The 23,344-nt window shown below is 72.5% G+C and carries 15 protein-coding genes and 2 pseudogenes; 12 read left to right on the top strand and 5 right to left on the bottom strand.

Annotated elements, in window-relative coordinates:
• Window positions 1-39: 39 nt before the first annotated feature.
• The 11 genes and pseudogenes from ACZ5WC_RS28945 to ACZ5WC_RS28895 all read left to right on the top strand — a co-directional run.
• Window positions 40-3,429, top strand: coding sequence for a type I polyketide synthase (locus tag ACZ5WC_RS28945; protein ID WP_468543577.1), 3,390 nt, complete (start codon window positions 40-42; stop codon window positions 3,427-3,429).
• Window positions 3,422-7,435, top strand: coding sequence for a type I polyketide synthase (locus ACZ5WC_RS28940; protein ID WP_468543576.1), 4,014 nt, complete (start codon window positions 3,422-3,424; stop codon window positions 7,433-7,435). The genes ACZ5WC_RS28945 and ACZ5WC_RS28940 overlap by 8 nt, the downstream gene beginning before the upstream one ends.
• Window positions 7,432-8,232 (top strand): thioesterase II family protein, encoded by an 801-nt coding sequence (locus ACZ5WC_RS28935; protein WP_468543575.1) that lies wholly within the window; start codon window positions 7,432-7,434, stop codon window positions 8,230-8,232. The genes ACZ5WC_RS28940 and ACZ5WC_RS28935 overlap by 4 nt, the downstream gene beginning before the upstream one ends.
• A gap of 172 nt (window positions 8,233-8,404) precedes the next feature.
• On the top strand, window positions 8,405-9,649 hold the full coding sequence (gene ccrA, locus ACZ5WC_RS28930; RefSeq protein ID WP_468543574.1) for a crotonyl-CoA carboxylase/reductase: 1,245 nt from the start codon (window positions 8,405-8,407) through the stop codon (window positions 9,647-9,649).
• 59 nt (window positions 9,650-9,708) lie between these two features.
• The gene (locus tag ACZ5WC_RS28925) at window positions 9,709-10,245 is read left to right on the top strand and encodes a nuclear transport factor 2 family protein (RefSeq protein WP_468543573.1); all 537 of its coding nucleotides are present in this window, start codon (window positions 9,709-9,711) and stop codon (window positions 10,243-10,245) included.
• Between the two features lie 54 nt (window positions 10,246-10,299).
• The gene (locus ACZ5WC_RS28920) at window positions 10,300-11,523 is read left to right on the top strand and encodes a cytochrome P450 (protein ID WP_468543572.1); all 1,224 of its coding nucleotides are present in this window, start codon (window positions 10,300-10,302) and stop codon (window positions 11,521-11,523) included.
• Window positions 11,520-12,740, top strand: a complete 1,221-nt coding sequence (locus ACZ5WC_RS28915) for a cytochrome P450 (RefSeq protein ID WP_468543571.1) — start codon at window positions 11,520-11,522, stop codon at window positions 12,738-12,740. Before ACZ5WC_RS28920 ends, ACZ5WC_RS28915 begins: the two co-directional genes overlap by 4 nt.
• Before the next feature lie 64 nt (window positions 12,741-12,804).
• The gene (locus ACZ5WC_RS28910; RefSeq protein ID WP_468543570.1) at window positions 12,805-13,911 is read left to right on the top strand and encodes a serine hydrolase domain-containing protein; all 1,107 of its coding nucleotides are present in this window, start codon (window positions 12,805-12,807) and stop codon (window positions 13,909-13,911) included.
• Window positions 13,912-14,245: 334 nt separating this feature from the next.
• Window positions 14,246-15,121 (top strand): AfsR/SARP family transcriptional regulator, encoded by an 876-nt coding sequence (locus ACZ5WC_RS28905; RefSeq protein WP_468543569.1) that lies wholly within the window; start codon window positions 14,246-14,248, stop codon window positions 15,119-15,121.
• Between the two features lie 122 nt (window positions 15,122-15,243).
• Window positions 15,244-17,778 carry an ATP-dependent Clp protease ATP-binding subunit gene (locus ACZ5WC_RS28900; protein ID WP_468543568.1) on the top strand — a complete coding sequence of 845 codons (2,535 nt, stop codon included), beginning with the start codon at window positions 15,244-15,246 and terminating at the stop codon, window positions 17,776-17,778.
• Between the two features lie 21 nt (window positions 17,779-17,799).
• Window positions 17,800-18,047: pseudogene (locus ACZ5WC_RS28895) on the top strand (DUF1345 domain-containing protein); the annotation flags it as partial.
• Between the two features lie 84 nt (window positions 18,048-18,131).
• On the opposite strand, the gene ACZ5WC_RS28890 reads toward ACZ5WC_RS28895, so the two are convergent.
• Window positions 18,132-18,887 carry an IclR family transcriptional regulator gene (locus ACZ5WC_RS28890; RefSeq protein WP_468543567.1) on the bottom strand — a complete coding sequence of 252 codons (756 nt, stop codon included), beginning with the start codon at window positions 18,885-18,887 and terminating at the stop codon, window positions 18,132-18,134.
• Window positions 18,888-19,081: 194 nt separating this feature from the next.
• Here ACZ5WC_RS28890 and ACZ5WC_RS28885 point away from each other — a divergent pair, with 194 nt between their 5' ends.
• A complete protein-coding gene (locus ACZ5WC_RS28885) occupies window positions 19,082-20,971 on the top strand; it encodes a serine/threonine-protein kinase (RefSeq protein ID WP_468543566.1) in 1,890 nt (629 codons plus the stop codon).
• 101 nt (window positions 20,972-21,072) lie between these two features.
• Here the strand turns inward: ACZ5WC_RS28885 and ACZ5WC_RS28880 are convergent.
• The 4 genes and pseudogenes from ACZ5WC_RS28880 to ACZ5WC_RS28865 all read right to left on the bottom strand — a co-directional run.
• A pseudogene (locus ACZ5WC_RS28880) lies at window positions 21,073-21,266 on the bottom strand (GntR family transcriptional regulator); the annotation flags it as partial.
• 64 nt (window positions 21,267-21,330) lie between these two features.
• Window positions 21,331-22,101 carry an FkbM family methyltransferase gene (locus ACZ5WC_RS28875; protein ID WP_468543565.1) on the bottom strand — a complete coding sequence of 257 codons (771 nt, stop codon included), beginning with the start codon at window positions 22,099-22,101 and terminating at the stop codon, window positions 21,331-21,333.
• Complete coding sequence (locus tag ACZ5WC_RS28870) at window positions 22,098-22,316, bottom strand: Trm112 family protein (RefSeq protein ID WP_468543564.1); 219 nt, start codon at window positions 22,314-22,316, stop codon at window positions 22,098-22,100. Before ACZ5WC_RS28870 ends, ACZ5WC_RS28875 begins: the two co-directional genes overlap by 4 nt.
• Window positions 22,317-22,445: 129 nt before the next feature.
• Entirely contained in the window at window positions 22,446-23,342 is an 897-nt protein-coding gene (locus tag ACZ5WC_RS28865) for a hypothetical protein (protein WP_468543563.1), read from the bottom strand.
• Between the last annotated feature and the right edge of the window lie 2 nt (window positions 23,343-23,344).

Raw genomic sequence — 23,344 nt, 5'->3', positions numbered from 1 at the left:
GTTCATCAGTGAAGGGCGTGAAGGGTGTGAGGGGCCGACATGGCTGACGAAGAGAAGCTCCGGTACTACGTGCGGCGGCTCACCGCCGAACTGGAGTCGACGCAGCAGAAGTTGCGCGAGGCGGAGGCGCTCCGCGGCGACCCCGTCGCGATCGTGGGCATGGCCTGCCGCTTCCCCGGCGGTGTCGACGGCCCGGAGCGGCTGTGGGACCTGCTGGCGGCGGGCGAGGACGCCGTCGGGGCGTTCCCCGACGACCGGGGCTGGAGCGTCGATCCCGCCGATGTCCCGTACGTCGCCGAGGGCGGATTCCTGCATGACGCGGCGGAGTTCGACCCGGGGTTCTTCGGGATCTCGCCGCGTGAGGCGCTGGCGATGGACCCCCAGCAGCGGCTGCTCCTGGAGACCTCCTGGGAAGCCCTGGAGCGGGCGGGCATCGACCCGCTCTCCCTCAAGGGCACCAGCACCGGGGCGTTCCTGAGCACCAGCTATCAGGAGTACCTCGCCCGGCTTCAGCAGACCGGGGCCGCCGTCGACGCGTTCAAGCTGTCCGGCAACTGCGTGAGCGTGGCCTCCGGCCGGGTCAGTTACGTCCTCGGGCTCACGGGGCCGTCGATGACGCTGGACACCGCGTGCTCGTCGGCTCTGGTCGCCCTGCACCTGGCGGCGGACTCCCTGCGCCGGGGGGAGAGCTCCCTGGCCCTCGCGGGCGCGGCCACGGTCATGGCCACCGAGGGCATGTTCGTGGAGTTCAGCGGCCAGGGCGGGCTGTCGTCGGACGGGCGGTGCCGGGCGTTCGGGGCCGGTGCGGACGGCACCGGCTGGTCCGAGGGTGCCGGTGTGCTGGTGCTGGAGCGGTTGTCGGACGCGCGGCGCAACGGGCATCGCGTACTGGCGCTGGTGAAGGGGTCGGCGGTCAATCAGGACGGTGCGAGCAACGGGCTGACCGCTCCCAGCGGCCCGGCCCAGGAGCGGGTCATCCGTCAGGCCCTCGTTCATGCGGGGCTCTCGGCCGACCAGATCGACGCGGTGGAGGCGCACGGCACGGGCACGAAGCTGGGTGATCCCATCGAGGCGCAGGCGCTCCTGGCGACGTACGGGCAGGGACGCGAGCGCGAACAGCCCCTCTGGCTCGGCTCGTTGAAGTCGAACCTCGGGCACACGCAGACGGCCGCGGGTGTGGGCGGGGTCATCAAGATGGTGATGGCGATGAGGCACGGTGTGCTGCCCCGCACCCTCCACGCGGACGAGCCGACACCATTGGTGGACTGGGAAGCCGGTGCGGTGAAACTGCTGGACGCGGCCCGCCCGTGGCCGGAAAGAGCGGAGGGCCGCCCGCGCCGGGCAGGTGTGTCCTCGTTCGGGATCAGCGGCACGAACGCCCACGTGATCCTTGAGCAGGCCCCCGACGAAGCTGAGCCGGAGGCGGAAGGCGCGCGGGACGGCGGCCTGGTGCCGGTGCTGGTCTCGGCCCGTACGGAAGAGGCGCTGAGGGCGCAGGCGCGACAGCTGCGCGAGCACGTGGAGACTCAAAAAGACTGCGATGTACGGGCGTTGGGCCGGGCGCTGGCCACCACGCGTTCCGCGTTCGAGCACCGGGCCGTCGTCCTCGCCGACCGCTCCGACACCCTCCTCGCCGGCCTCGACGCCCTCGCCACCGGGGAGGAGGACGCGGACCGGGCCGTCACCGGAGTCGCCCCGGGGCGGCCGGGCAAGGGCCGGACGGCGTTCCTGTTCACCGGCCAGGGGAGCCAGCGGCCCGGCATGGGGCGCGAGCTCCACGCGGCCTTCCCCGTCTTCGCCGCGGCCCTGGAGGAGGTCGCCGGGCACCTCGACCCCCACCTCGGCACGCCGCTCCTGCCGGTGATGTTCGCCCCCGCCGACGACCCCCGGGCCCGGCTTCTCGACGGCACCGACTACGCGCAGCCCGCGATCTTCGCTTACGAAGTCGCCCTGTTCCGCCTGCTGGAGGACTGGGGAGTGCGCCCCGACGTCCTTGCCGGACACTCGCTCGGCGAACTGTCGGCCGCCTGCGTGGCCGGGGTGCTCCCGCTGCCCGAGGCGGCCGGGCTCGTCGCCGCGCGTGGCCGCATCATGCACGCACTGCCGGGCGGCGGTGCGATGGTCGCCGTCCAGGCCACCGAGGAGGAGATCCGCGCGTCCCTCACCGGCCGCGAGAGCGTGGTGGACATCGCCGCGGTGAACGGCCCGGCATCGGTGGTCCTGTCCGGTGACGCGGACGCCGTCGAGGAGCTCACGGCACCCTGGGCGGCGCGGGGCCGCAAACGCAGCCGCCTTCAGGTCAGCCACGCCTTCCACTCGCCGCACATGGACGCCATGGCCGAGGAGTTCGGGCGTGTGGCGGCACGGCTGACGTACTCCGCGCCGCGCATCCCCGTCGTCTCCTACGTCACCGGCGAGCTCCTCGGCGACCGGGAGGCCCGCGATCCCGCCTACTGGGTGGCGCACATCCGCCGTACGGTGCGCTTCCACGACCAGATACGGCGGTTGCAGCGGTATGGCGTCGGCACCTTCGTCGAGGTCGGCCCCGATACGGTGCTCAGCACGGCGGGCCGGGGGTGCCTGGCGGACGAGCCGGGCCGCAGGACGCCCGTCCTGGTGTCCACCTCGCAGGCCGGACGCCCCGAGGCCGAAGCGCTGCTGCGGGGGCTGGCCGGGCTGCACGTCCGGGGCGCGGCCGTCGACTGGCGGGCGTGGTTCGGCCCCGGGCCGCTCGCTGCCGATCTGCCGACGTACGCCTTCCAGAAGCAGCACTACTGGCCGCAGGGCCCCACGGGCTGGGGGACCGCGCCCGTCGACGCACCGACGGCACCCGCCCGGGAGGCCGAGGAAGCGCCCGCCCGGGACCGCCTCGACCCGCGCACCGGGGCCGCCGCCCGGCTGGCCCGGTGGCGCGCCCTGCCCCCGGGCGAGCGGCACGACGCCGTGCTGCACACCGTACGGACCGAGGCCGCCGACGTGATGGGCCATGACACCCCGGCGTCGGTCGAGCCGGAGCGCGGCTTCCTCGACCACGGCTTCGACTCCGTCATGGCCGTGAAACTCCGCGACCGTCTCACGGCAGCGGTCGGCCGGGACCTGCCCGCCACCCTGCTCTTCGACCACCCCACCCCCGCCGCCGTCACCGACTTCCTGCTGACCGAGGCGGTCGCCGGGGCGGACGCCGACGCACAGCCCGCCGTGTCCCTGCCGGTCCAGCTCGACCGGCTGGAGGCGGACCTGGCCCGGCTGCCGGCCGACGACCCGGGCCGGGGCCCGGCCGTGGAGCGGCTGAGAGCACTGCTCGCGGCCCACGCCTCACCCGCCCGGAACACCGGGACCGGGGCCTCCCGCGAGGACCCGGACACGCTGGACGCGGCCACCGACGACGAGATGTTCGCGCTGATCGAGGAGGAACTCCGCCGTGGCTGATCACCTGGCCGGAAACGAGGAGGGCGGCGGGGACAACGCGGACCGGCTGCGCGAGTACCTGCGCCGCGTCACCGCCGATCTGCGCCGCACCCGGCGCAGGCTCGCCGAGACCGAGGACGCCGCCCACGAGCCGATCGCCGTCGTCGGCATGGGGTGCCGCTTCCCCGGCGGCGTCACCTCGCCCGATGACCTGTGGGAGCTGGTGGACGAGGGACGTGACGCCGTCACCGCGTTCCCGTCCGACCGGGGCTGGGACGTCGACGCCGTCTACGACCCCGACCCGGACGCGCCGGGCAAGACCTACGCCCGGCACGGCGGATTCCTGGCCGACGCCGCCGAGTTCGACCCGGCGTTCTTCGGGATCTCGCCCCGCGAGGCCCTCGCCATGGACCCCCAGCAGCGCAAGATGCTGGAGGTCTCCTGGGAGGCGTTCGAGTACGCGGGACTCGACGTCAGTACCCTGCGCGGCGAGGAGATCGGGGTCTTCACCGGCTCCAACAGCAACGACTACCTGCTGAACGTGCTGGAGGCGCGCGCCACCGCCGAGGGGTTCATCGGCACCGGGAACTCCGCGAGCATCCTCTCCGGCCGCGTGGCCTACACCTTCGGCTTCGAGGGCCCCGCCGTGTCGATCGACACCGCCTGCTCGTCCTCCCTCGTCGCCGTGCACCTGGCCGCGCAGTCCCTGCGCCGCGGGGAGTGCTCCCTCGCGCTCGCGGGCGGTGCGACGGTCCTCGCCACACCGACCGCGTTCATCGAGTTCAGCCGACAACGGGGGCTCGCCCCCGACGGCCGCTGCAAGTCCTTTTCGGACACGGCCGACGGAACCACCTGGTCCGAGGGGGCGGCCGTGCTGCTCCTGGCCCGGCTCTCCGACGCCCGACGCCTCGGCCGCCCGATCCATGCCGTCATCCGCGGCAGCGCCGTCAACCAGGACGGCGCCAGCGCGGGCCTCACCGCGCCCAACGGCCCCTCACAGCGCCGGGTCATCCGACGGGCCCTGGCCGACGCGCGCCTGACGGCCGACCGTATCGACGCCGTCGAGGCGCACGGCACCGGCACCCCGCTCGGCGACCCGATCGAGGCACAGGCACTGCTCGCCACCTACGGGCGGGCGCGCGCCGAGGGCCGGCCGCTGTGGCTCGGCTCGCTCAAGTCGAACCTCGGGCACACCCAGTCCGCGGCCGGTGTCGGCGGCGTCATCAAGATGGCCATGGCGATGCGCCACGGCATCCTGCCCCGCACCCTCCACGTCACCGAACCCACCGGGCGCGTCGACTGGTCCGCCGGAGACGTCCGGCTGCTCACCGAGGCCCGCAAGTGGCCCGAGACCGACGAGCCCCGCCGCGCCGCTGTGTCGTCCTTCGGCGTGAGCGGCACGAACGCCCACGTCATCCTGGAGAGCCCGCCCACCGACGAAGCGGAGTCGGACCCCGCCCCGGCCGCCGGGCTCGAAGGGCCGCTGGCCTGGACCGTGTCCGGCCGGACCGAGGACGCCCTGCGCGCCCAGGCCGAACGCCTCACCGCCCACCTGACCGCCCGCCCCGAGCTACCCCCGGCCGACCTCGCGAGGCCGCTCGCCACCGCGCGGGCCGCCTTCGAGCACCGGGCCGCCGTCGTCGGCCGGGACCGCGGGGACCTGCTCGCCGGTCTCGACGCCCTGGCATCCGGCCGCCGCGCCCCGGGCCTCATCACCGGCCGCGCCGCGCCCACCGGCGGCCGCACGGCGTTCCTGTTCACCGGACAGGGCAGTCAGCACCCCGGCATGGGGCGCGAACTGGCCGCCGCCGCACCGGTGTTCGCCGAAGCGCTCGACGAGATCTGCGCCGCGTTCGACCGGCACCTCGAAACGCCCCTGCGCACCGTGCTGTCCGCCGCCGAGGGCACCCCCGAGGCCGCCCTCCTGGACACCACGGCCTACACCCAGCCCGCGCTGTTCGCCATCGAGACCGCGCTCCTGCGACTCCTCGCGGAGCAGGGCCTCGCCCCGGACCTGGTGGCGGGCCACTCCATCGGCGAACTGTCAGCCGCGTACGCCGCCGGGGTCTGGTCCCTCGACGACGCGTGCGCCCTGGTCGCGGCCCGGGGCAGGCTGATCCAGGCCCTCCCGGCGGGCGGCGCCATGATCGCCGTACAGGCCACCGAGGACGAGGTGCGGGGCCGACTCGGCGACGGGGCGGCCGGTGTGGACCTGGCGGCCGTCAACGGGCCCCGTTCCGTCGTGCTGTCCGGCGACGAACCCGCCGTCACCGCCCTGGCCGGCCACTGGGCCGGACAGGGCCGCGAGACCAAGCGGCTGCGGGTCAGCCACGCCTTCCACTCGCCCCACATGGACGCCATGACCGAGGAGTTCGCCGGGATCGCCGCCGGGATCGGCTACCGCAGGCCCTCCATCGCCGTGGTCTCCACGCTCACCGGCGCACCGGTCTCCGACGAACTGACCGACCCCGCCTACTGGGTCCGCCATGTGCGCGGCACCGTCCGCTTCCACGACGCCCTGCGCACCCTGCGCGAGCGCGGGGCCACCGCGTTCCTGGAGGTCGGCCCCGGCGGAGTGCTCACCGCGGCAGGCCGCGACTGCCTGCCCGACCTGGACGCCGAGGCGTTCGTACCGCTGCTGCGCCGCCGCACGGCCGAGCCGGACGCCGTGCTGACGGCCCTGGCCCAGCTGCACACGCTCGGCGCGTCCCCCGCCTGGGACCGCGTCCTGCCCGCACCCCGCACCCGCGTCGAGCTGCCCACGTACGCCTTCCGGCGCCGCCGCTACTGGCTGGAGGGCATGGCCGGTGCGGGCGGCCAGCCCGTCGGGCCCGCCGCCGCGGAGCCGGAGAAGGACACCGGGCCGGAAACCCCGCCGTCCGCCCAGCGGCTCGCCCGGGCCGACGCGCAGGAGCGGGAGGCACTGCTCCTGGCACTGGTACGGGAGCAGGCGGCCCGGGTGATGGGCGGCCTCGACACCGCCGAGGTCGAACCAGAGCGGCCCTTCCTGGAGCTGGGGTTCGACTCCCTCATGGGCGTCGAACTGCGGCACGCGCTCGCCGCGGACTGCGCACTCGACCTGCCGCCCGCGCTGATCTTCGACCACCCGACGCCCGCCGCACTGGCCGCGTTCCTCGCCCGGGAGATTGCCGCCGGACCCGCGGCACGCGGGGCCGAGGCCCCCTCGGCGTACTCCCTGGAAGCGCTCTACCGCAACGCCAACGCCCTCGACCGGCCCGAGGACGCCCTCGAACTCACCAAGGTGGCCTCGCGGTTGCGCCCCGTCTTCCACGGACTCGCCGACGCCGGACAGGACCCGGTCACCGTCGAGCTGACCCGGGGGACCGACCGGTCGGGCCTCATCTGCTGCCCCGCGCCCGTGCCGCTGTACGGGGCGCAGCAGTACGCCCGGCTCGCCGCCGCGTTCCGCGGCACGCGCGGTGTCTCGGCGCTCCTCGCCCCCGGGTTCACGGCGGGCGAACTGCTCCCCGCCGACTTCGGGGCGATGCAGGAGTTCCTGGCCGAGGGCGTGCGCCGACAGGCGGGCGACCGGCCGGTCGTGCTCCTCGGGCACTCCTCCGGAGGCTGGTTCGCCCACAGCCTGGCCGCCCACCTCACCGCGGCCGGGCGGCCGCCCCGGGCCGTGGTGCTCCTCGACACCTACCTGCTCGACGACCCGGCACTCCACCGCATGGAGCGCGAACTGGCCCAGGGCGTCCTCGACCGCGAGGACGACTTCGGGGCGATGACGGACGTGCGGCTGACGGCCATGGGCAAGTACTTCGGGTTCTTCTCCGCCTGGACGCCGCGCGAGCCGGGCGTGCCGACCCTGCTGCTGCGGGCGTCACAGCCGCTCGGCCGGGTCGCCGACGGCGAGGAATGGCAACCCGGCTGGACCTTCGACAGCACTGTTCTCGACACGGAAGGCGATCACTTCAGCATGATGGACGACTACGCGCCGCAGACCGCGGCCGCCGTGAACACCTGGCTGGCAGGCCTCCCCGACACCGGGGCGGACGGGCGATGACGAACGGCCCCGCGGGAAGCCCGCGCACCGAGAACGTCCCCGGCGATCAGTGGATACGGCGGTTCCACCCGGCCCCCGAAGCCCCCGTCCGGCTGCTGTGCCTGCCGCACGCCGGAGGCTCCGCCAGCGCCTACTTCGCCCTCTCGCGGGCGCTCGCACCCCGCGTCGAGGTGCTCGCCGTCCAGTACCCGGGCCGTCAGGACCGGCGCGACGAACCGCTGCTGGACTCCATCGCCCGGCTGCGGGAGGGCCTGGCGGAGGCGCTCGTGCCGTGGACCGACCGGCCGATCGCGCTGTTCGGTCACAGCATGGGCGCGCTGCTCGCCTACGAGACGGCCCGGCTGCTCGCCGAGGACGAACGCGTCCGGCTGGCCCACCTGTTCGTCTCCGGACGCGGCGACCCGGCCCGCGAGGTCGAGGTCGCGCTCGACCGGCTCGACGACCGCGCGATGGTCTCGGCGCTCGGCGACCTCGGCGGAACGGACCCCGCCCTGCTGGCCGACGAGGACGTGCTGCGGATGGTCGCGCCCGCGATCCGCAGCGACTACCGGGCGGTCCGCACCTACCACCACGAGCCGGGCCCCCCGCTGCCGTGCCCGGTGACCGCTCTGGTGGGGGAGACGGACGCCATGGCCCCGGTGGACGACGTGGAGAAGTGGGGCGCGTACACCTCGGGCCCCTTCTCGACGACGGTATTCGAGGGCGGCCACTTCTATTTGCTGAATCAGTTCCAGAAAGTGGGCGATCATGTGTACGATAGGCTCAGTAATTCGCCTTCCATCTCGGTGAATGCCTAGCCCGGCCGACGTCTGAGGGTTCCCCTCTCCGTTCGGTCCGCCGCATTCTGCGGAGGGCGCCCCGGCCTTCGCGTCGGCTCTCTGCCGCTTTTCCTCGGCGCTCCTTTCCCGCGCATTCCCTTCGCCTTTATTTCCTTCATCCGGCACCTGACGGTATTGAGACGGTTTTCGCGTGCGAGATTCTCTTTACGAACTGGGGGACGTACCCCCGATCGGCACCGTGCCCCGGCAGATGTACGCCTCGGTCATCCGCCGGGAGCGTTACGGAGCACCCCACCGGGCGTTCCGCAACGAGGTCGTGGACGTGCCGGAGGCCGGCCCCGGCCAGGTCCTCGTCTACGTCATGGCCGCGGGCATCAACTACAACAACGTATGGGCGTCCCTCGGACGGCCCGTCGACGTGATCTCGTCCCGTATGAAGCAGGGCGAGCGCGAGGACTTCCACATCGGCGGCTCCGAGGGCTCCGGTGTCGTGTGGGCCGTCGGCGAGGGCGTCACCCAGGTCGCCGTCGGCGACGAGGTGATCCTGTCCGGCTGCCGGTGGACCGAGTCCTCGCCCGACATCCGGCTCGGGGCCGACCCCATGACCTCGGCCTCCCAGTCGGTGTGGGGATACGAGAGCAACTACGGCTCCTTCGCCCAGTTCGCCCTCGTCGACGACTACCAGTGCCACCCCAAGCCACCTGGCCTGACCTGGGAGGAAGCGGCCTGCTTCCTCCTCACCGGGGCCACCGCCTATCGTCAGCTGCGCGGCTGGGCGCCCCATGAGGTGCGCCCCGGCGACCCCGTCCTCATCTGGGGCGGGGCGGGCGGTCTCGGCTCCATGGCCATCCAGATCACCCGCGCCTGCGGCGGTCTGCCCGTCGCCGTGGTCTCCGACGAGGAGCGGGCCCGCTACTGCCGCGACCTCGGCGCCGTCGGCACCGTGAACCGCCTCGGCTTCGACCACTGGGGCCGACTGCCCGACATCGGCGACCAGGAGGCGATGGGCCGGTGGACCGAGGGCGTACGGGCCTTCGGCCGCGCTTTCTGGGAGGCGCTCGGGGAGCGCCGGGCCCCCCGGATCGTCCTGGAGCACAGCGGACAGGACACCATCCCGACCTCCATGTACCTCTGCGACACCGCGGGCATGGTCGTCATCTGCGGCGGCACCACCGGCTACAACGCCGATATCGACCTCCGTTTCCTGTGGATGCGCCAGAAGCGCCTCCAGGGTTCGCACTTCGCCAATCTCCGGGAGTGCCGCGACGTCATCCACCTGGTCTCCACCGGGCAGCTCGACCCCTGCCTGTCCTGGACCGGTGAATTCGACGACATCGGCAAGGCGCACCAGCTCATGCACGACAACCAGCATCCGCAGGGAAACCAGGCGGTCCTGGTCAACGCGCCACGCACCGGAATGACAGAGCTTTCCTGAAGTCCGGCCGCACCGGCCGGACTCTCCCGACGAACAGCCCAACGAAAGAAGGATTTCCCATGGACCGCAACCAGCTCGACATCCTGTGGAGCGAGCGAGAGATCCGCAACGTCCTCCAGCGCTACTGCCGCGGCCTCGACCGGCTCGACGAGGAACTGGTCAAGTCCGCCTACCACGACGACGCGCACGACGACCGGGGCATCCTCCGCGGCAACGCCCACGACTTCGTCAAGCAGATCGTCCCGATCCTGCGCGACACCTACACCGGCACCCTGCACACCCTGCACGGCACCACCATCGAGATCGACGGCGACACCGCGGGCGTGGAGACCTACTGCACCGCCTACCACCACCGCGAGAACGACGGCGTCAAGCGCGTCGAACAGTTCGCCGGACGCTACATCGACCGTTTCGAACGGCGGGACGGCGCCTGGAGGATCGCCCGCCGGGTGGTCCTGAACGACTTCAGCCTCGTCCAGGAGGTGCCGCTCGACCCCGCCGAGGCCCAGGCCGGCTTCAACCCGTCCCGCCGCGACACCACCGACGTCAGCTACCAGGCGCTCCCGCTGAGCGGCCCGGACGCCCCCTCGGTCTGAGCCGGACCGCCCGGCAGGCCAGCCCCGACCCTCCCCACGTCCCGAGGAGTTCCCGTGTCCGACACCGAGCAGCGTCCGCCGACGCTGCCCAGGCAGCGCACCTGCCCCTTCTCGCCGCCGCCCGAGCTTGCGGAGCTGCGCGAGTCCGACCCCATCAGCCGGATGCGGTTCGCCGACGACTCCGAGGGCTGGCTCCTGACCCGGCACGCCGACGTGCGCGCCGCGCTGGCCGCCCGCGACGTCAGCTCGCACCCCGGCAAGACCCCCCAGCCCTGGCGGAACCTGGCCCCGGAGATGCGTGCCGAGCAGTACCTGCCGGGCTTCCTCATCTTCATGGACCCGCCCCACCACACGCGCTACCGCCGCCTGCTGACCAAGTGGTTCACCATGCGGGCGATCCGCAAGCTGGAGCCGCGCATCGAGCAGATCGTCACCGACACCCTCGACGCGATGGAGGCCGAGGGCGGACCGGCCGACCTGGTCCAGTCGTTCGCCCTGCCCATCCCGCTGCTCGTCATCTGCGAGCTGATGGGCATCCGCTACGACGACCGCGTCGAGTTCATGGACCTGGTGCTGCGGCTCCAGGACCTGGAGGCCACCCCCGAGGAACTGGGGGCGCTCGGCGCCCGGATGAACCAGTTCATGGTCGACCTGTGCGCCGCCAAGCGGAAGAACCCCGGCGACGACCTGCTCAGCCACCTCATCCAGGACCCCGACGCACAGCCGGCCCTCACCGACCTGGAAGTGGCGGGCATCGGCGTGCTGATGCTGATCGCGGGCCACGAGACCTCCGCGAACATGCTCGGCATCGGCACCTACACCCTCCTGCGCAACCCCGACCAGTGGGACCTGCTGCGCAACGACATCGGCCTGATCGACCAGGCCGTCGAGGAACTGCTGCGCCACCAGACCATCGTGCAGCAGGGCCTGCCGCGGGGCGTCACCGCCGACATGGAGATCGCGGACCACCCGGTCAGGCCCGGCGAGACCCTGCTCGCCTCGCTGCCCGCGGCCAACCGCGACCCCGAGGTCTTCCCCGACCCCGACCGCCTCGACATCACCCGCGAGCACAACCCGCACCTCGCCTTCGGCCACGGCATCCACCTGTGCCTGGGCATGGAGCTGGCCCGCGTCGAGATGCGCTGCGCCTGGCGCGGCCTGGTCAAGCGCTTCCCCGACCTGCGCATGGCGGCGGAGATCGAGGACATCCCGTGGCGCGACGACCAGATCGTGTACGGCGTGTACAAGCTCCCCGTGACCTGGGGCGAGGCCCGATGAACGCCCCGCCGACCTGCCCGTTCGCCGCCGGCACGGCCCCCGCCTACCCCTTCCACGCCCCCGACCGGCTGGAGCCGGACCCGTACTGGGAGCCGCTGCGCCGCGAACAGCCCCTGCAGCGCGTCACGTTGCCGTACGGCGGTGAGGCCTGGCTCGCCACCCGGTACGAGGACGTGCGCAAGGTCTTCGCGGACCGGAGGTTCTCCCGGGCCCTGGCCGTCGCCCCCGGCGCCCCCCGGTTCCTGCCGCACCAGCCGCCGCCCGACGCGGTGCTGAGCGTGGAGGGACCCGACCACGCCCGGCTGCGCCGCCTGGTGGGCAAGGTCTTCACGCCACGCCGGGTGGAGGGCATGCGCCCTCTCATCCAGGCCACCGCCGACCGGCTGCTCGACACCATGGAGGAGACCGGGCCGCCCGCGGACCTGGTCGAGGACTTCTCGCTGCCGTTCGCCGTCACGATGATCTGCGAACTGCTCGGTGTACCGCCCGAGGACCGCAAGCGGTTCTGCGTCTGGTCGGACGCGCTGCTCACGACCACCGCGCACACCCCCGCCGAGGTGCGCGACCACATGATGCGGATGCACGACTACCTCGGCGGGCTCGTGGCCCAGCGCCGGGTGCGGCCCACCGAGGACCTGATCGGGTCCCTGGTGACCGCCCGGGACGAGGAGGACAAGCTCACCGAAGGGGAGCTGGTGCGGCTCGCCGAGGCGATCCTCATCGCCGGATACGAGACCTCGGCCAGCCAGATCCCCAACTTCCTCTACCTCCTGTTCCGCAACCCGGATCTTCTGGGGCGCCTGAGGGGCGATCACGACCTGATCCCCGACGCCGTCGAGGAACTGCTGCGCTTCGTTCCGATCGGCACCGTCGACGGCTTCCCCCGCACGGCCACCGAGGACGTCGAACTCGGCGGCGTCCTCGTCGCGGCCGGGGAGACGGTGGTGCCGTCGATGGGCGCCGCCAACCGCGATCCGGAGATCTTCACCGACCCCGACACCCTGGATCCCACCCGCCGCCCGAACCCCCACCTCGGCTTCGGAGCCGGTCCGCACCACTGCCTGGGCGCCCAACTGGCGCGCGTGGAGCTCCAGATCACGCTGAAGACCCTGTTCGTACGCTTCCCGGCGCTGCGTCTGGCCGTCCCGGAGGAGAGCCTCGCGTGGAAGGCGGGACTGATGGTCCGCGGCATGCACACCATGCCGGTCGCCTGGTGAGGCGCACCGCACATGACTCCCCGACAACCATCCGACACCGGTGCAGAAAGGTGGGACGACCCCGATGACCGCCACCCATGAACGGGAACAGGGCCCGAAGGAAACAGGCATGGACCCCGAGGTGCTCCAGCGGCTCACCGATGTGGTGGCGGCGCGGGGCGGAGCCGCGCAACTGTGCGTCCTGCGGCGGGGCGCCGTGGTCCTGGACCGCTCGTTCGGCTGTTCCCCCGACTCGCTCTTCCTCGCGTACGCCGCGACCAAGCCCATCGCCGCGCTCGCCGTGCACGCGCTCGCGGAGCGCGGCCAGATCGCACTGGACCGGCCGGTCGCCTCGTACTGGCCGGAGTTCGCCCAGCACGGCAAGGACGCGGTGACCGTCCGGCACGTCCTTCAGCACCGGGCGGGAGTGCCGGTCGGGCGGGGGATGGTGCGGACCATGCGGACCGCCCGCGACTGGGAGCGCTCCGTGCGCGACCTGGAACAGGCCCGGCCCAAGTGGCCGGGCGGCGAGGTGGCCGCCTACCACTTCATGAGCTTCGGATTCATCCTCGGCGAGCTGGTGCGGCGGGTCAGCGGCCGGTCCTTCCGCGATTTCGTCACCTCCGAGCTCTTCACCCCGATCGGCCTCAATGATTTGCACATGGGATTGCCCGATCATGCATGGTCCCGACATGTTCCGGCAAAGGCTGACCATCCGTCCGAATTGATCAATCAGTGGATGAGCAACGGTCGCCGATACCGGCAGGCCGTCATCCCGTCGGCTGGTCTTTCCGGCACCGCCGCACAGTTCGCCAGCTTTTATCAGATGCTTTTGGAAGGCGGGGTGCTCGACGGTGTCCGGGTGCTGTGCCAGGAGACGGTCGAAGAGGCGCGGAAGCCGTCCAATGACGGCGGAACCGATGCTTCCCTGAAACGTCCCGTCCGCTGGTCCCACGGATTCATGCTCGGCGGCCCGGGTGAACACCCGCAGGACCTGGCCCAGGTCATGGGCGGCGCGAGTTCGGCGACCGCCTTCGGGCACTGCGGCACCACCTCCAGCGTCGTGTGGGCCGACCCCGAACGCGATCTGGTCCTCGCCTACCTGTCCAACCTCCAGCCCGAGTTCGGTGCCGGCATCGGACGACTCCGCGAGGTCAGCGACCTCGTGCTGGCCGCGTGCGACGGGGGGTGACCCGAGCGCCCCGACACCGGCGACATACCGAACCGCGGTGGCGGGCCCGGCCCTTGTGCCCGCGCCCCGCATCGCCCCCGCCCATCCGGCCCGCGCGGGAACGGACTTCCTCCGCCGTTCCCCGCGGGACCGTGCCGCGCGATCCCCGTCCTGCCGCCCGTCGAAATCCGGCCGAAACACAGCCGATCCGCGGCTAACCGCGACCGGGTGATCTATCGCACAACAGGGCCCGCGGTTTCGGAACTCCCTTGATCGCGATGGGAGCCGGTGCAAGTATGTTGACACGCCATCGTATTCCGGCCTGCCGGATGTAGGTGACCCCGGAGGAGGGGCAATGTCGAACATGCCTCATTGGATTCAACATACGCATCCGAGAATCCCGCCACAGGTGGGAGTTCTGGGCCCCCTGGAAGTACGCCTGTCCGAGAATTCCACGCCGGGAGTGCCAGGAGAGCCGGTCGGTGGTATTCGCGTACGCACACTACTTGCGGCGTTAACGGTCCGGCTGGGAGAGGTGATGTCGACCGAGCACATCCTCAAGGAGGTCTGGGCCGACAACCCGCCCGCCACGGCCCGCAAGGCGGTGGCCGTGGCCGTCCTGCGGCTCCGCCGCGTCCTCGGCGACCCCGACGGCCGGTGGCTGCTCACCCGTCCCTCCGGTTACGTCCTGGACATCCCCCCGGACCATCTGGACGCCGTACGGGCCGAGTCCCTGGTGCGTGAGGGGAAGACGGCCCTGGCCACCGGCGCCCCGCAACTCGCCGCCCAGTCCCTCGGGCGCGCACTCGCCCAGTGGCGCGGGGACCCCTACGCGGACGCCAACGCCGCCGCGACGGTCATGCAGCGCACCAGCGAACTGGAAAGCCTCAGGTCGACGGCCGTCCAGGCCCGTATCGACGCCGACCTCGCCCTGGGCCGCCATCAGGAACTCGTCGGCGAGCTCCGCACCCTGACCGCCGCCGACCCGCTGCACGAGCCGCACTGGCTTCAGCTGATGCTCGCCCTCTACCGGTCCGGCCGGCAGGCGGAGGCGCTGGCGGCCTATACGACACTGCGGCGCACACTCGCCGAGAAGCTGGGGGTGGACCCGGGGCGGCAGCTCCAGGAAGCCCACATGGGAATCCTTCAGGCCGACACCGGGCTGCTGCTGCCCGGTCCGGCGGCGGGGGCAGCACGGCAGCTGATGCTGGCCGGGCAGCACGGCAGCTGATGCTGGCCGGCGGTCCCTGATGCCGACGCCGTCTGTCTGGTTCCGCTGCCGCTCCCGCTCCGATTGCGGGCCGGTGGACATCGCGTTTCAGTGGGGGAGATCCTCTTGTCCCTGGAGCTGACATGTCGATGGCGTTCGGTTCACCCCTCGGTCCGTCCGATCCCTTCAACGACCTGCTGAGCCGGTTCTTCGGTATGTCACCGGCCTCGTCGCCCCCCGCCGTGCAGCGGGTCCCCATCGGGCGCCTGCTGACGGAGTCCTCCCGGGAACTCCTCGGCCTGGCCACCCGCAAGGCGGCCGAGGACAAGACCGACGACCTCGACACGGAGCACCTGCTGTGGGCCGCCACCCAGGTCGAGCCCTCCCGCCGGGTGCTGGCCCGGGCCGGGGTGGATCCCGACGCCCTGGCGGCGCAGCTGGACGACGTGCTGCCCAGGGAGTCCGGCGAACCCTCCTCCGAGCCCGGGCTCACCCCGGCCGCCAAGCGCACCCTCACCAGCGCCTACGCCCGCTCACAGGCGGCCGGGGTGTCCTACATCGGCCCCGAGCACATCCTCGGCGCGCTGATCGACGACGCGGGCTCCGGGGCCTCCCGGCTGCTGGGGGCGGACGAGGTGGACATGGGGAAGCTGCGCGGCGCCACGGACGGGGCGTCGCGCCCGGACGGGGCTCCCGCCGCGGCCAAGCAGCCCGACACGGCCCTGGACGAATACGGCCGGGACCTCACCGAGGAGGCGAAGGCGGGCAGGCTGGACCCCGTGGTCGGCCGGGCCGAGGAGATCGAGCAGACCATCGAGATCCTTTCGCGCCGCTCCAAGAACAACCCCGTCCTCATCGGGGAGCCCGGCGTCGGCAAGACCGCCATCGTCGAAGGCCTCGCCCAGCGGATCGTCGCGGGCGAGGTGCCGGACACCCTCAAGGACAAGCGGGTCGTCTCGCTCGACCTGTCCGGCATGGTCGCCGGAGCCCAGTACCGGGGCCAGTTCGAGGAACGGCTGAAGAAGGTCATCGAGGACGTCCAGGGGGCGAGCGGCGAGATCGTCCTCTTCATCGACGAACTCCACACGGTCGTCGGCGCGGGCGCGACCGGCGAAGGCTCGATGGACGCGGGCAACATGCTCAAGCCCGCCCTCGCCCGGGGGGAACTCCACGTCGTCGGCGCGACCACGATCGACGAGTACCGCAAGCACATCGAGAAGGACGCCGCCCTGGAGCGCCGCTTCCAGCCCGTCCTGATCCCGGAACCCACCGTCGAGGAGACGGTACTGATCCTCGAAGGGCTGCGGGACGCCTACGAGGCCCACCACCAGGTCCGCTTCGCCGACGGGGCGCTCACCGCGGCCGCCGAGCTGTCCGACCGCTACATCAGCGACCGCTTCCTGCCCGACAAGGCCATCGACCTGATGGACCAGGCCGGGGCGCGCGTACGGCTGCGCAGCGCCAACCGCTCCACCGAGGTCGTCAGCCGGGAGGACCGCCTCGCGAAGCTGCGGCGCGAGAAGGACGAGGCCGTCGCGGGCGAGGAGTTCGAGAAGGCCTCGGAGCTGAAACGGGAGATCACGGAGGCCGAGGGCGAACTCGCCGGGATCGAGGAGCGCCGCGAGGGCGTCGTCTCGGTCACCGCCTCCGACATCGCCGGTGTCGTCTCCCGCCGCACGGGCATCCCGGTCTCCCAACTCACCGCGGGCGAGAAGGAGAAGCTCCTCAGGCTGGAGGCGGAGATGCACGCCCGGATCGTCGGCCAGGACGAGGCGGTCACCGCGGTCTCCCAAGCCGTACGCCGAAACCGTGCGGGCATGGGAGACCCGAACCGGCCCGTCGGCTCGTTCCTCTTCCTCGGCCCCACCGGCGTCGGCAAGACCGAACTCGCCAAGACCCTCGCCGAGCTGCTGTTCGGCGAGGAGGACCGCATGATCCGGTTCGACATGAGCGAGTTCCAGGAGAAGCACACCGTCGCCCGGCTCGTCGGCGCGCCTCCCGGATACGTCGGCTACGACGAGGCCGGGCAGCTCACCGAGAAGGTCCGGCGCCGGCCCTACAGCGTGGTGCTGTTCGACGAAGTGGAGAAGGCCCACCCCGACGTCTTCAACACCCTGCTCCAGATCCTCGACGACGGCCGGCTCACGGACGGGCAGGGCCGCACGGTCGACTTCCGGCACTGCGTCGTCATCATGACGTCCAACATCGGCGCCCACCGCATCCTCGCCCACGAGGGCGACGCCGCCGAGCTCAAGGGCGAGCTGATGAGGGAACTGCGAGGGCGGTTCCTGCCAGAGTTCCTCAACCGCATCGACGACATCATCGTCTTCCACAGCCTCACCGAGGACGACCTGTCCGAGATCGTCGACCACCTGCTGGACCGCAGCAAGCGCCGCGTGCACGCGCAGGGCCTCACCCTGGAGGTCACCGAAGCGGCGAAGAAGCTCCTGGTCGCGCACGGCTATCAGCCGGAGTTCGGCGCCCGCCCGCTGCGTCGCACGATCCAGACGGAGCTGGACAACCGCGTGGCCTCCCTGCTCCTGGGCGGCGAGGCCGACCCCGGTGACACGATCGTCGCCGACGTGCAGAAGGACACGCTCCACTGCTCGGTACGCAAGGGCGAGGCGAGCGAGGGGCAGGGCGAGCCGGGTGAGGGTCGGGGCGAGCCGAGTCAGTAATCCGTCGCCCAGAACCAGGGCGCCGGTATCGCCGCCGCCGAGACCCTCTTCGCCGTCGCGGGATGGATCGCCCTGTGGCCCATGGACGCCGCCACCACGCACCGCAACGCCCGGCGCGATTCCGGCCCGTCGCCGAGGAACTCGTCGTCGTGGCGGCAGCCCTGTGCGGACTGGTCGGCATCGTGGTGCTGCTCCTGATCGGCGACTCGGACCTGAGCCACGCCGCCGCCGCGACGGCACTCTCCGGCGTGTTCATGCCGTCTTCGGCGCGAGCATCGTGGCCACCACGATCAACCTGGCAGCGGGCATCGTCACCGGCTGAACCGGCGATGGGCCGTGGCCGCCCGGGGCGGTCACCCGGGGAGCGTCAGCTTCCGCGTGATGCGCCGCGCCGACGCCAGCAGTTGCGCCCTGACCTCGGTGGTCCGGTACATCCGGTCCGACCGGAAGGAGATGCCGAGCGAGCCGACCTGGCCACCGCTGTACACGGGAACCGCCGCACAGGTCGTCCCCCGGGAGTACTCCTCCCGGTCCAGGGAGAGCGGCGCGGTGGGCGAGGAGTCGAGCTGCCGCAACAGCTCCTCCCGGCGCGTGATGGTACGGGGGGTGAGGTCGGACAGGACGTGCCGTGACAGGTAGCTGGCGCGCCCCTCCTCGTTCAGCTCGCGCAGCACGCTCTTGCCCAGCGCGGTGGCGTGCCCGGCGTCCTCGAAGCCCACCCAGACGTCCACCCGCGGGGTGCGCGGACTGTCGACGATCTCCACGACCCGGATCTCCCCCTCGTCGTACAGCGTCAGATAGACGGCGGCGGAGACGCTCTCGCGCAGCGAGGACAGCAGCGGGCGGACGCGCTCCTGAAGTGACCGGCCGTCGTCGGTACCCCAGCCGGGTTCCTGGGTCGCGAGGGCGAAGGCGCCGTCGTCCAGCTCCCGCAGATAGCCGTCCCGGGCCAGCTCGTGCAGCAGCCGCCGGGCGGTCGCCTCAGCCAGCCCGGCCTGCCGGGCCAGCTCCGCTACGGAGGCACCGTCCGGGTGCGCCCCTGCGGCCTCCAGCAACCGGAGGTCCTGCTGGACGGACACGGTGGGCTCGGGCCCGGCCTGGTCACCCATGCCCCCAGCATGGACCCGGTACCGGCCACCGGCAACGCGGTCTCCCGGCGGGCGGGAGGGCCCGAACGGGTCTCCGTACGGCGGACCAGCGATGATCGACAGGTGGCGGGAGAGGGCTTGCGGATTCGGTACGCTCTCGACGGACTCCGGGGCGCGGTCCTGTCCCGGTCACCGTAGATCAGGGGGATGGTTCCGTGAGCAACACACCTTCGGCCGAGGCGTTTCAGCCCCTGAGGGACGACGACCCGGCGGTCGTCGGCGGATACCGGCTGGCCGCTGTGCTGGGCGCGGGCGGCATGGGCAAGGTGTACCTCTCGTACACGCCCGGCGGCCGTCCCCTCGCCCTGAAGGTGATCCGCGCCGAGTTCAGCGAGGACCCCGAGTTCCGGCGGCGCCTCCAGCAGGAGGTACGGGCCGCCCAGCGCGTCCAGGGCCTGTACACCGCGCCCGTCATCGACTCGGACACGGAGGGCCCGCAGCCCTGGCTGGCCACCGCCTATGTGCCGGGCCCCTCGCTCGCGCACGCCGTGTCCCGGCACGGCGGGCTGCCGCTGCGCAGCGTCCTGCTGCTGACGGTCGGCGTCGCCGAGGCGCTCGGCGTCATCCACGGCGCGGGCATCGTCCACCGCGACCTGAAGCCCGCCAACGTCCTCCTCGCCGCCGACGGACCCCGCGTCATCGACTTCGGCATCGCCCGCGCCGCCGACAGCACCGCCCTCACCGGCACCGGTGTCAGCGTCGGCACCCCGGCGTTCATGTCCCCCGAGCAGGCGGCGCTCGGCACGGTCACCCCCGCCACCGACATCTTCGCCCTCGGCCAGATCGCGGCCTACGCGGCGATCGGCGCGCCCGCCTTCGGCGATGGGCCCTCGCACGCGGTGCTCTACCGGATCGTCCACGAGGACCCCGACCTCAGCAGGCTGCCCGAGGAGCTCCGGCCCCTGGTCAGCCGGTGCCTCAGCCGCGACCCGGCCGACCGCCCGGACCTGACCGAGGTCATCCGGCTGTGCCACGAGATCTCGCCCGAACCGCTGCGCCAGGGCGAGGACTGGCTGCCGCAGGCGGTCGCCGGGTCGATCACGGAGCGCCTCCGGATGCCCGCCCCCGCACCGACGCCGCCCCCGCAGCCGACCGTCGCGCCCACCCCCACCGAGTTCTCCCCGGGGAACCCTCCGACCCCGCCGCCGGGAGGGGCCCACTACACCCCGACCGGTTACGCGGTGGCCGCGGCGCCCACGCAGACCGGACCGGCCGCACCGGGAGTACCCCCCGCTCCCGGAGCGCCCGGCCCCTGGTCGCAGCACACCCAGCCCCAGGGATACGCCGCACCCCAGGGGCACGCCACCCCGCCGCCGCACCACACATCCGGCTTCCAGCAGCCGGGGTTCCAGCAGCCCGGCTTCCAGCAGCCCGGGTTCCAGCCTCAGGCCCCTCGCCCCAAGCGACGGACAGGCCTGATCGTCGCCGCGTCCGTCGTCGGCGCGCTGGTCGTCCTCGGCGCCATCGGCTCGCTGCTGCCGGACGACGACAAGTCCGGCAAGGGGGACGACAAGGCGCGGTCGTCCTCCTCCGGCGGAAGCGCGAGCGACAGCGGTTCCACGGACCAGTCCCAGGACAAGTCCCAGGACAAGTCCCAGGACAAGTCCCAGGACAAGCCGGTCGATCCCGAGCCCGTCTCCTACGAGGGCATCGACCTGACGGCGAGCTACGAGCTGATGCTCGCCGACAACCCGCCGCGGCCGACGGCGAACGCGGGCAGCCGTGTCATCTACGGCGACGCGGACTTCTACTACTACCGGGACTCCCTCTTCGGCGACGAGCAGGTGGGCAGCGCCAACGGCAAGCTGGTCGTGCTGAAGAACACGCAGAAGGGCTCGTTGGAGGTCTGCCGCAACGAGACCCGCTACACCGAGAAGATCGGCCTCGACCAGCTCTCGTCCGGTTCGCAGGTCTGTGTGCTCAGCGACGCCGGGCACATCGCCGTGGTGACCTACCGAGGCAAGTCGGGTGCCGACGACCCAAGCCGCTACATCAGCATCGACCTGACGGTCTGGCGCAACGCCGAGGAGCCGAAGCAGAACTGACGACGCGTCACGTGCCCCGGCCGACTGGCTGGGTACCCGCTGCGACCAGTCCGGCGACGGGGCGATCGCGCCGCTGTACCCCTGTCGGCCCTCCGCGGCGGCTCCTTGGCGGCCTCGCGCTCCACGAGGCGGGCGCCCCGCGGGTAGCGGCGGTCGACGATGCGCTGCCGGACCGCGTCGCGCGCGTGGTCCGGGGAGCGAGGTGCGTGCGCTCCGGGGCGGCCGCCCGCTCGCTCCCCGGACCGCCCGGTCGCGTTCCGTCCCGCCCTGCGCCGCTGCCCGCCGCGTACGCCACCCTCCGCCCGGTCCGCTCCGGCCCGCTCGGCCCTCCGGCCGAGGGCGCGCGGGGCCCGCGCCGCTCAGGGCGCCCCCGGACTCCGTCCGTCCGGCAGGAACAGAACCGAGTTGATGTACCGCTCCCGGCGCGGTGCGAAGGCCCGGTGCAGCAGGCCCCGGTGCACGAGGTGCTCGGTCCGGCTCTGATGGGCCACCAGGTCGAACCCGTCGAGCGGGACCCAGTCGCGGTCGACGAGGAGCCAGCCCGTATACCCCTGGCCGGTGAGCGTGCCGACCACCGGCTCGATCGGGCCGAGCCGGCTCTCCAGCTCGATCAGCAGCGCCGGACGGTCACGGCGCAGCAGCTCCGCCGCGCCCAGCAGCGCGGCCGCCTCCCCGCCGTCCACGTCCATCTTCACGAAGCCGACCCCGCGCAGCCCCAGGCTGTCGACGGTGATCGACGGTACCTCCAGGCAGTGGGCGTGGATGTCACGGCGGGCCAGCGACGACACCCCCCGGTCGCCCCGGTCGCCCTCCGGGAACCACAGCTGCGCCGTGCCCGCCCGGTCCGTCGCCGCACCCTGGACCACCCGGACGTTCGACGGCAGCGTCCGCCGCAGATGCTCGGCCAGATGCGGCACGGGCTCCACGGTGACCACCTCCGCGCAGCGCGCGGCGAGCCGCCGGGACCAGGGGCCGTACCAGCCCCCGATATCGAGGGCGACGCTGCCCGGCGGGCAGAAGTCCGCGAGCCGCCGGAGCTCAGGCTCGAAGCGCGGATACAGGGCGACGGCGGCGGAGCCCACCAGGCGCCCGGGCAGTCTGGCCGCCACCGCCGCGGCGAGCGTGCTCACGTGGCCGAGGCCTTCAGCGAGGCCAGGAACCGCTCGTGGTCGTCGGCGTCGACCTTTCTGCCCGAGGAGGGCAGAAGCTGGGGTATCCCGTCCACGATCGGGTAACTCAGGTGCAGCCGCGGGTTGTAGAGCGCCTCCTCCTCCGGAAGCAGGGCCAGGGGCCCCTTGTCGAGCGGGCAGGCCAGGATGGCCAGCAGCGGGTCGTCGGGACGCATCAGCGGCTCCTCGGTGTCGTCGGGGCGAAAGGGAAGGGCGAATGGGTGGAAGGGCGAATGGGTGGAAGGGGGGAAGGGTGAAGTGGCGCATGGTGAAGGGGAGCGGGCGGAGGGGAGCGGACGGGCGGGTCAGGACGGTGAGGCGGCGGGCGGCGGATCGTGGCGCGGCATGGCCAGCAGGACGGTCAGGGCCAGAGCCGTCCCCGCCACCCGCAGGGTCAGCAGCAGCGGGTCGTCGGGCAGGCTCTCGCCGAACGCCAGCGTCCCGAGGACCGCGGTGAACAGGCACGTCACCGTCGTGCACACCGGCACGATCAGCGAGGCCCGGCAGCGTTGCAGCGCCGCCTGCGACATCACCAGACCGGCGACCGCGGTGAACAGCAGCAGATACGGATAGGGCGACCCCAGCAGCGACAGCGCCGCCTCACCGAGATCGGTGCTGGTCAAACGGCTGGACGTGCCCTTGATCGCCAGGGAGCTGACCCCGTAGAGCAGCCCGACCGCCACCCCGTAACCGATGCCGCTGGTCGGGACCCGGTGCCGCTTGGCCGCCCGGCTCTCCACCCGTACGTAGAGCCAGACGCCCGCCGCGAGCGCCGGGACGCAGACCAGGAGCACCAGCATCCACGGGGCCCCGCCGCTCACCACGTCCTCGCCCTCGCGCACCGAGGCGACCACCATCAGCAGCGCGAGCAGGACCCCGCCCAGCGCATAGCGTTCGCGCCCCGACGACTCCTCGCCGAGCACCGCCGAGGACAGCAGCAGGAGCAGCACCAGACCCGAGACGAAGATGCCCTGGGCGGCCGCGATCGGCAACGCGCGATACACGATCAGCTGGGCCCCGAACCCGGCCGCCAGCGCCAGCGCACCGACCATCCACAGCGGGCTGGTGAGCAGCACCCGGACCACGTGCAGCGGTCGGCCGGCGGAGAGCGGGGGCAGCGAGCCGAGCGCCCGCTTCTCCACCACGAACCCCACGCTGTACAGCGCGTTGGCCACCAGCGCCGCGCCGACACCCCACCACATCG

This window comes from Streptomyces sp. NPDC033165 (assembly GCF_055577965.1).
Note: the sequence above shows the minus strand (reverse complement) of the source record. Positions and strands in the feature narration are given on the sequence as shown.

Coding starts and splice junctions, on each gene's coding strand:
- ACZ5WC_RS28945 (WP_468543577.1), top strand. CDS start 40: ATGGCTGACGAAGAGAAGCTCCGGTACTACGTGCGGCGGCTCACCGCC.
- ACZ5WC_RS28935 (WP_468543575.1), top strand. CDS start 7,432: ATGACGAACGGCCCCGCGGGAAGCCCGCGCACCGAGAACGTCCCCGGC.
- ACZ5WC_RS28925 (WP_468543573.1), top strand. CDS start 9,709: ATGGACCGCAACCAGCTCGACATCCTGTGGAGCGAGCGAGAGATCCGC.
- ACZ5WC_RS28915 (WP_468543571.1), top strand. CDS start 11,520: ATGAACGCCCCGCCGACCTGCCCGTTCGCCGCCGGCACGGCCCCCGCC.
- ACZ5WC_RS28910 (WP_468543570.1), top strand. CDS start 12,805: ATGACCGCCACCCATGAACGGGAACAGGGCCCGAAGGAAACAGGCATG.
- ACZ5WC_RS28905 (WP_468543569.1), top strand. CDS start 14,246: ATGTCGAACATGCCTCATTGGATTCAACATACGCATCCGAGAATCCCG.
- ACZ5WC_RS28900 (WP_468543568.1), top strand. CDS start 15,244: ATGTCGATGGCGTTCGGTTCACCCCTCGGTCCGTCCGATCCCTTCAAC.
- ACZ5WC_RS28890 (WP_468543567.1), bottom strand. CDS start 18,887: ATGGGTGACCAGGCCGGGCCCGAGCCCACCGTGTCCGTCCAGCAGGAC.
- ACZ5WC_RS28870 (WP_468543564.1), bottom strand. CDS start 22,316: ATGCGTCCCGACGACCCGCTGCTGGCCATCCTGGCCTGCCCGCTCGAC.
- ACZ5WC_RS28865 (WP_468543563.1), bottom strand. CDS start 23,342: ATGTGGTGGGGTGTCGGCGCGGCGCTGGTGGCCAACGCGCTGTACAGC.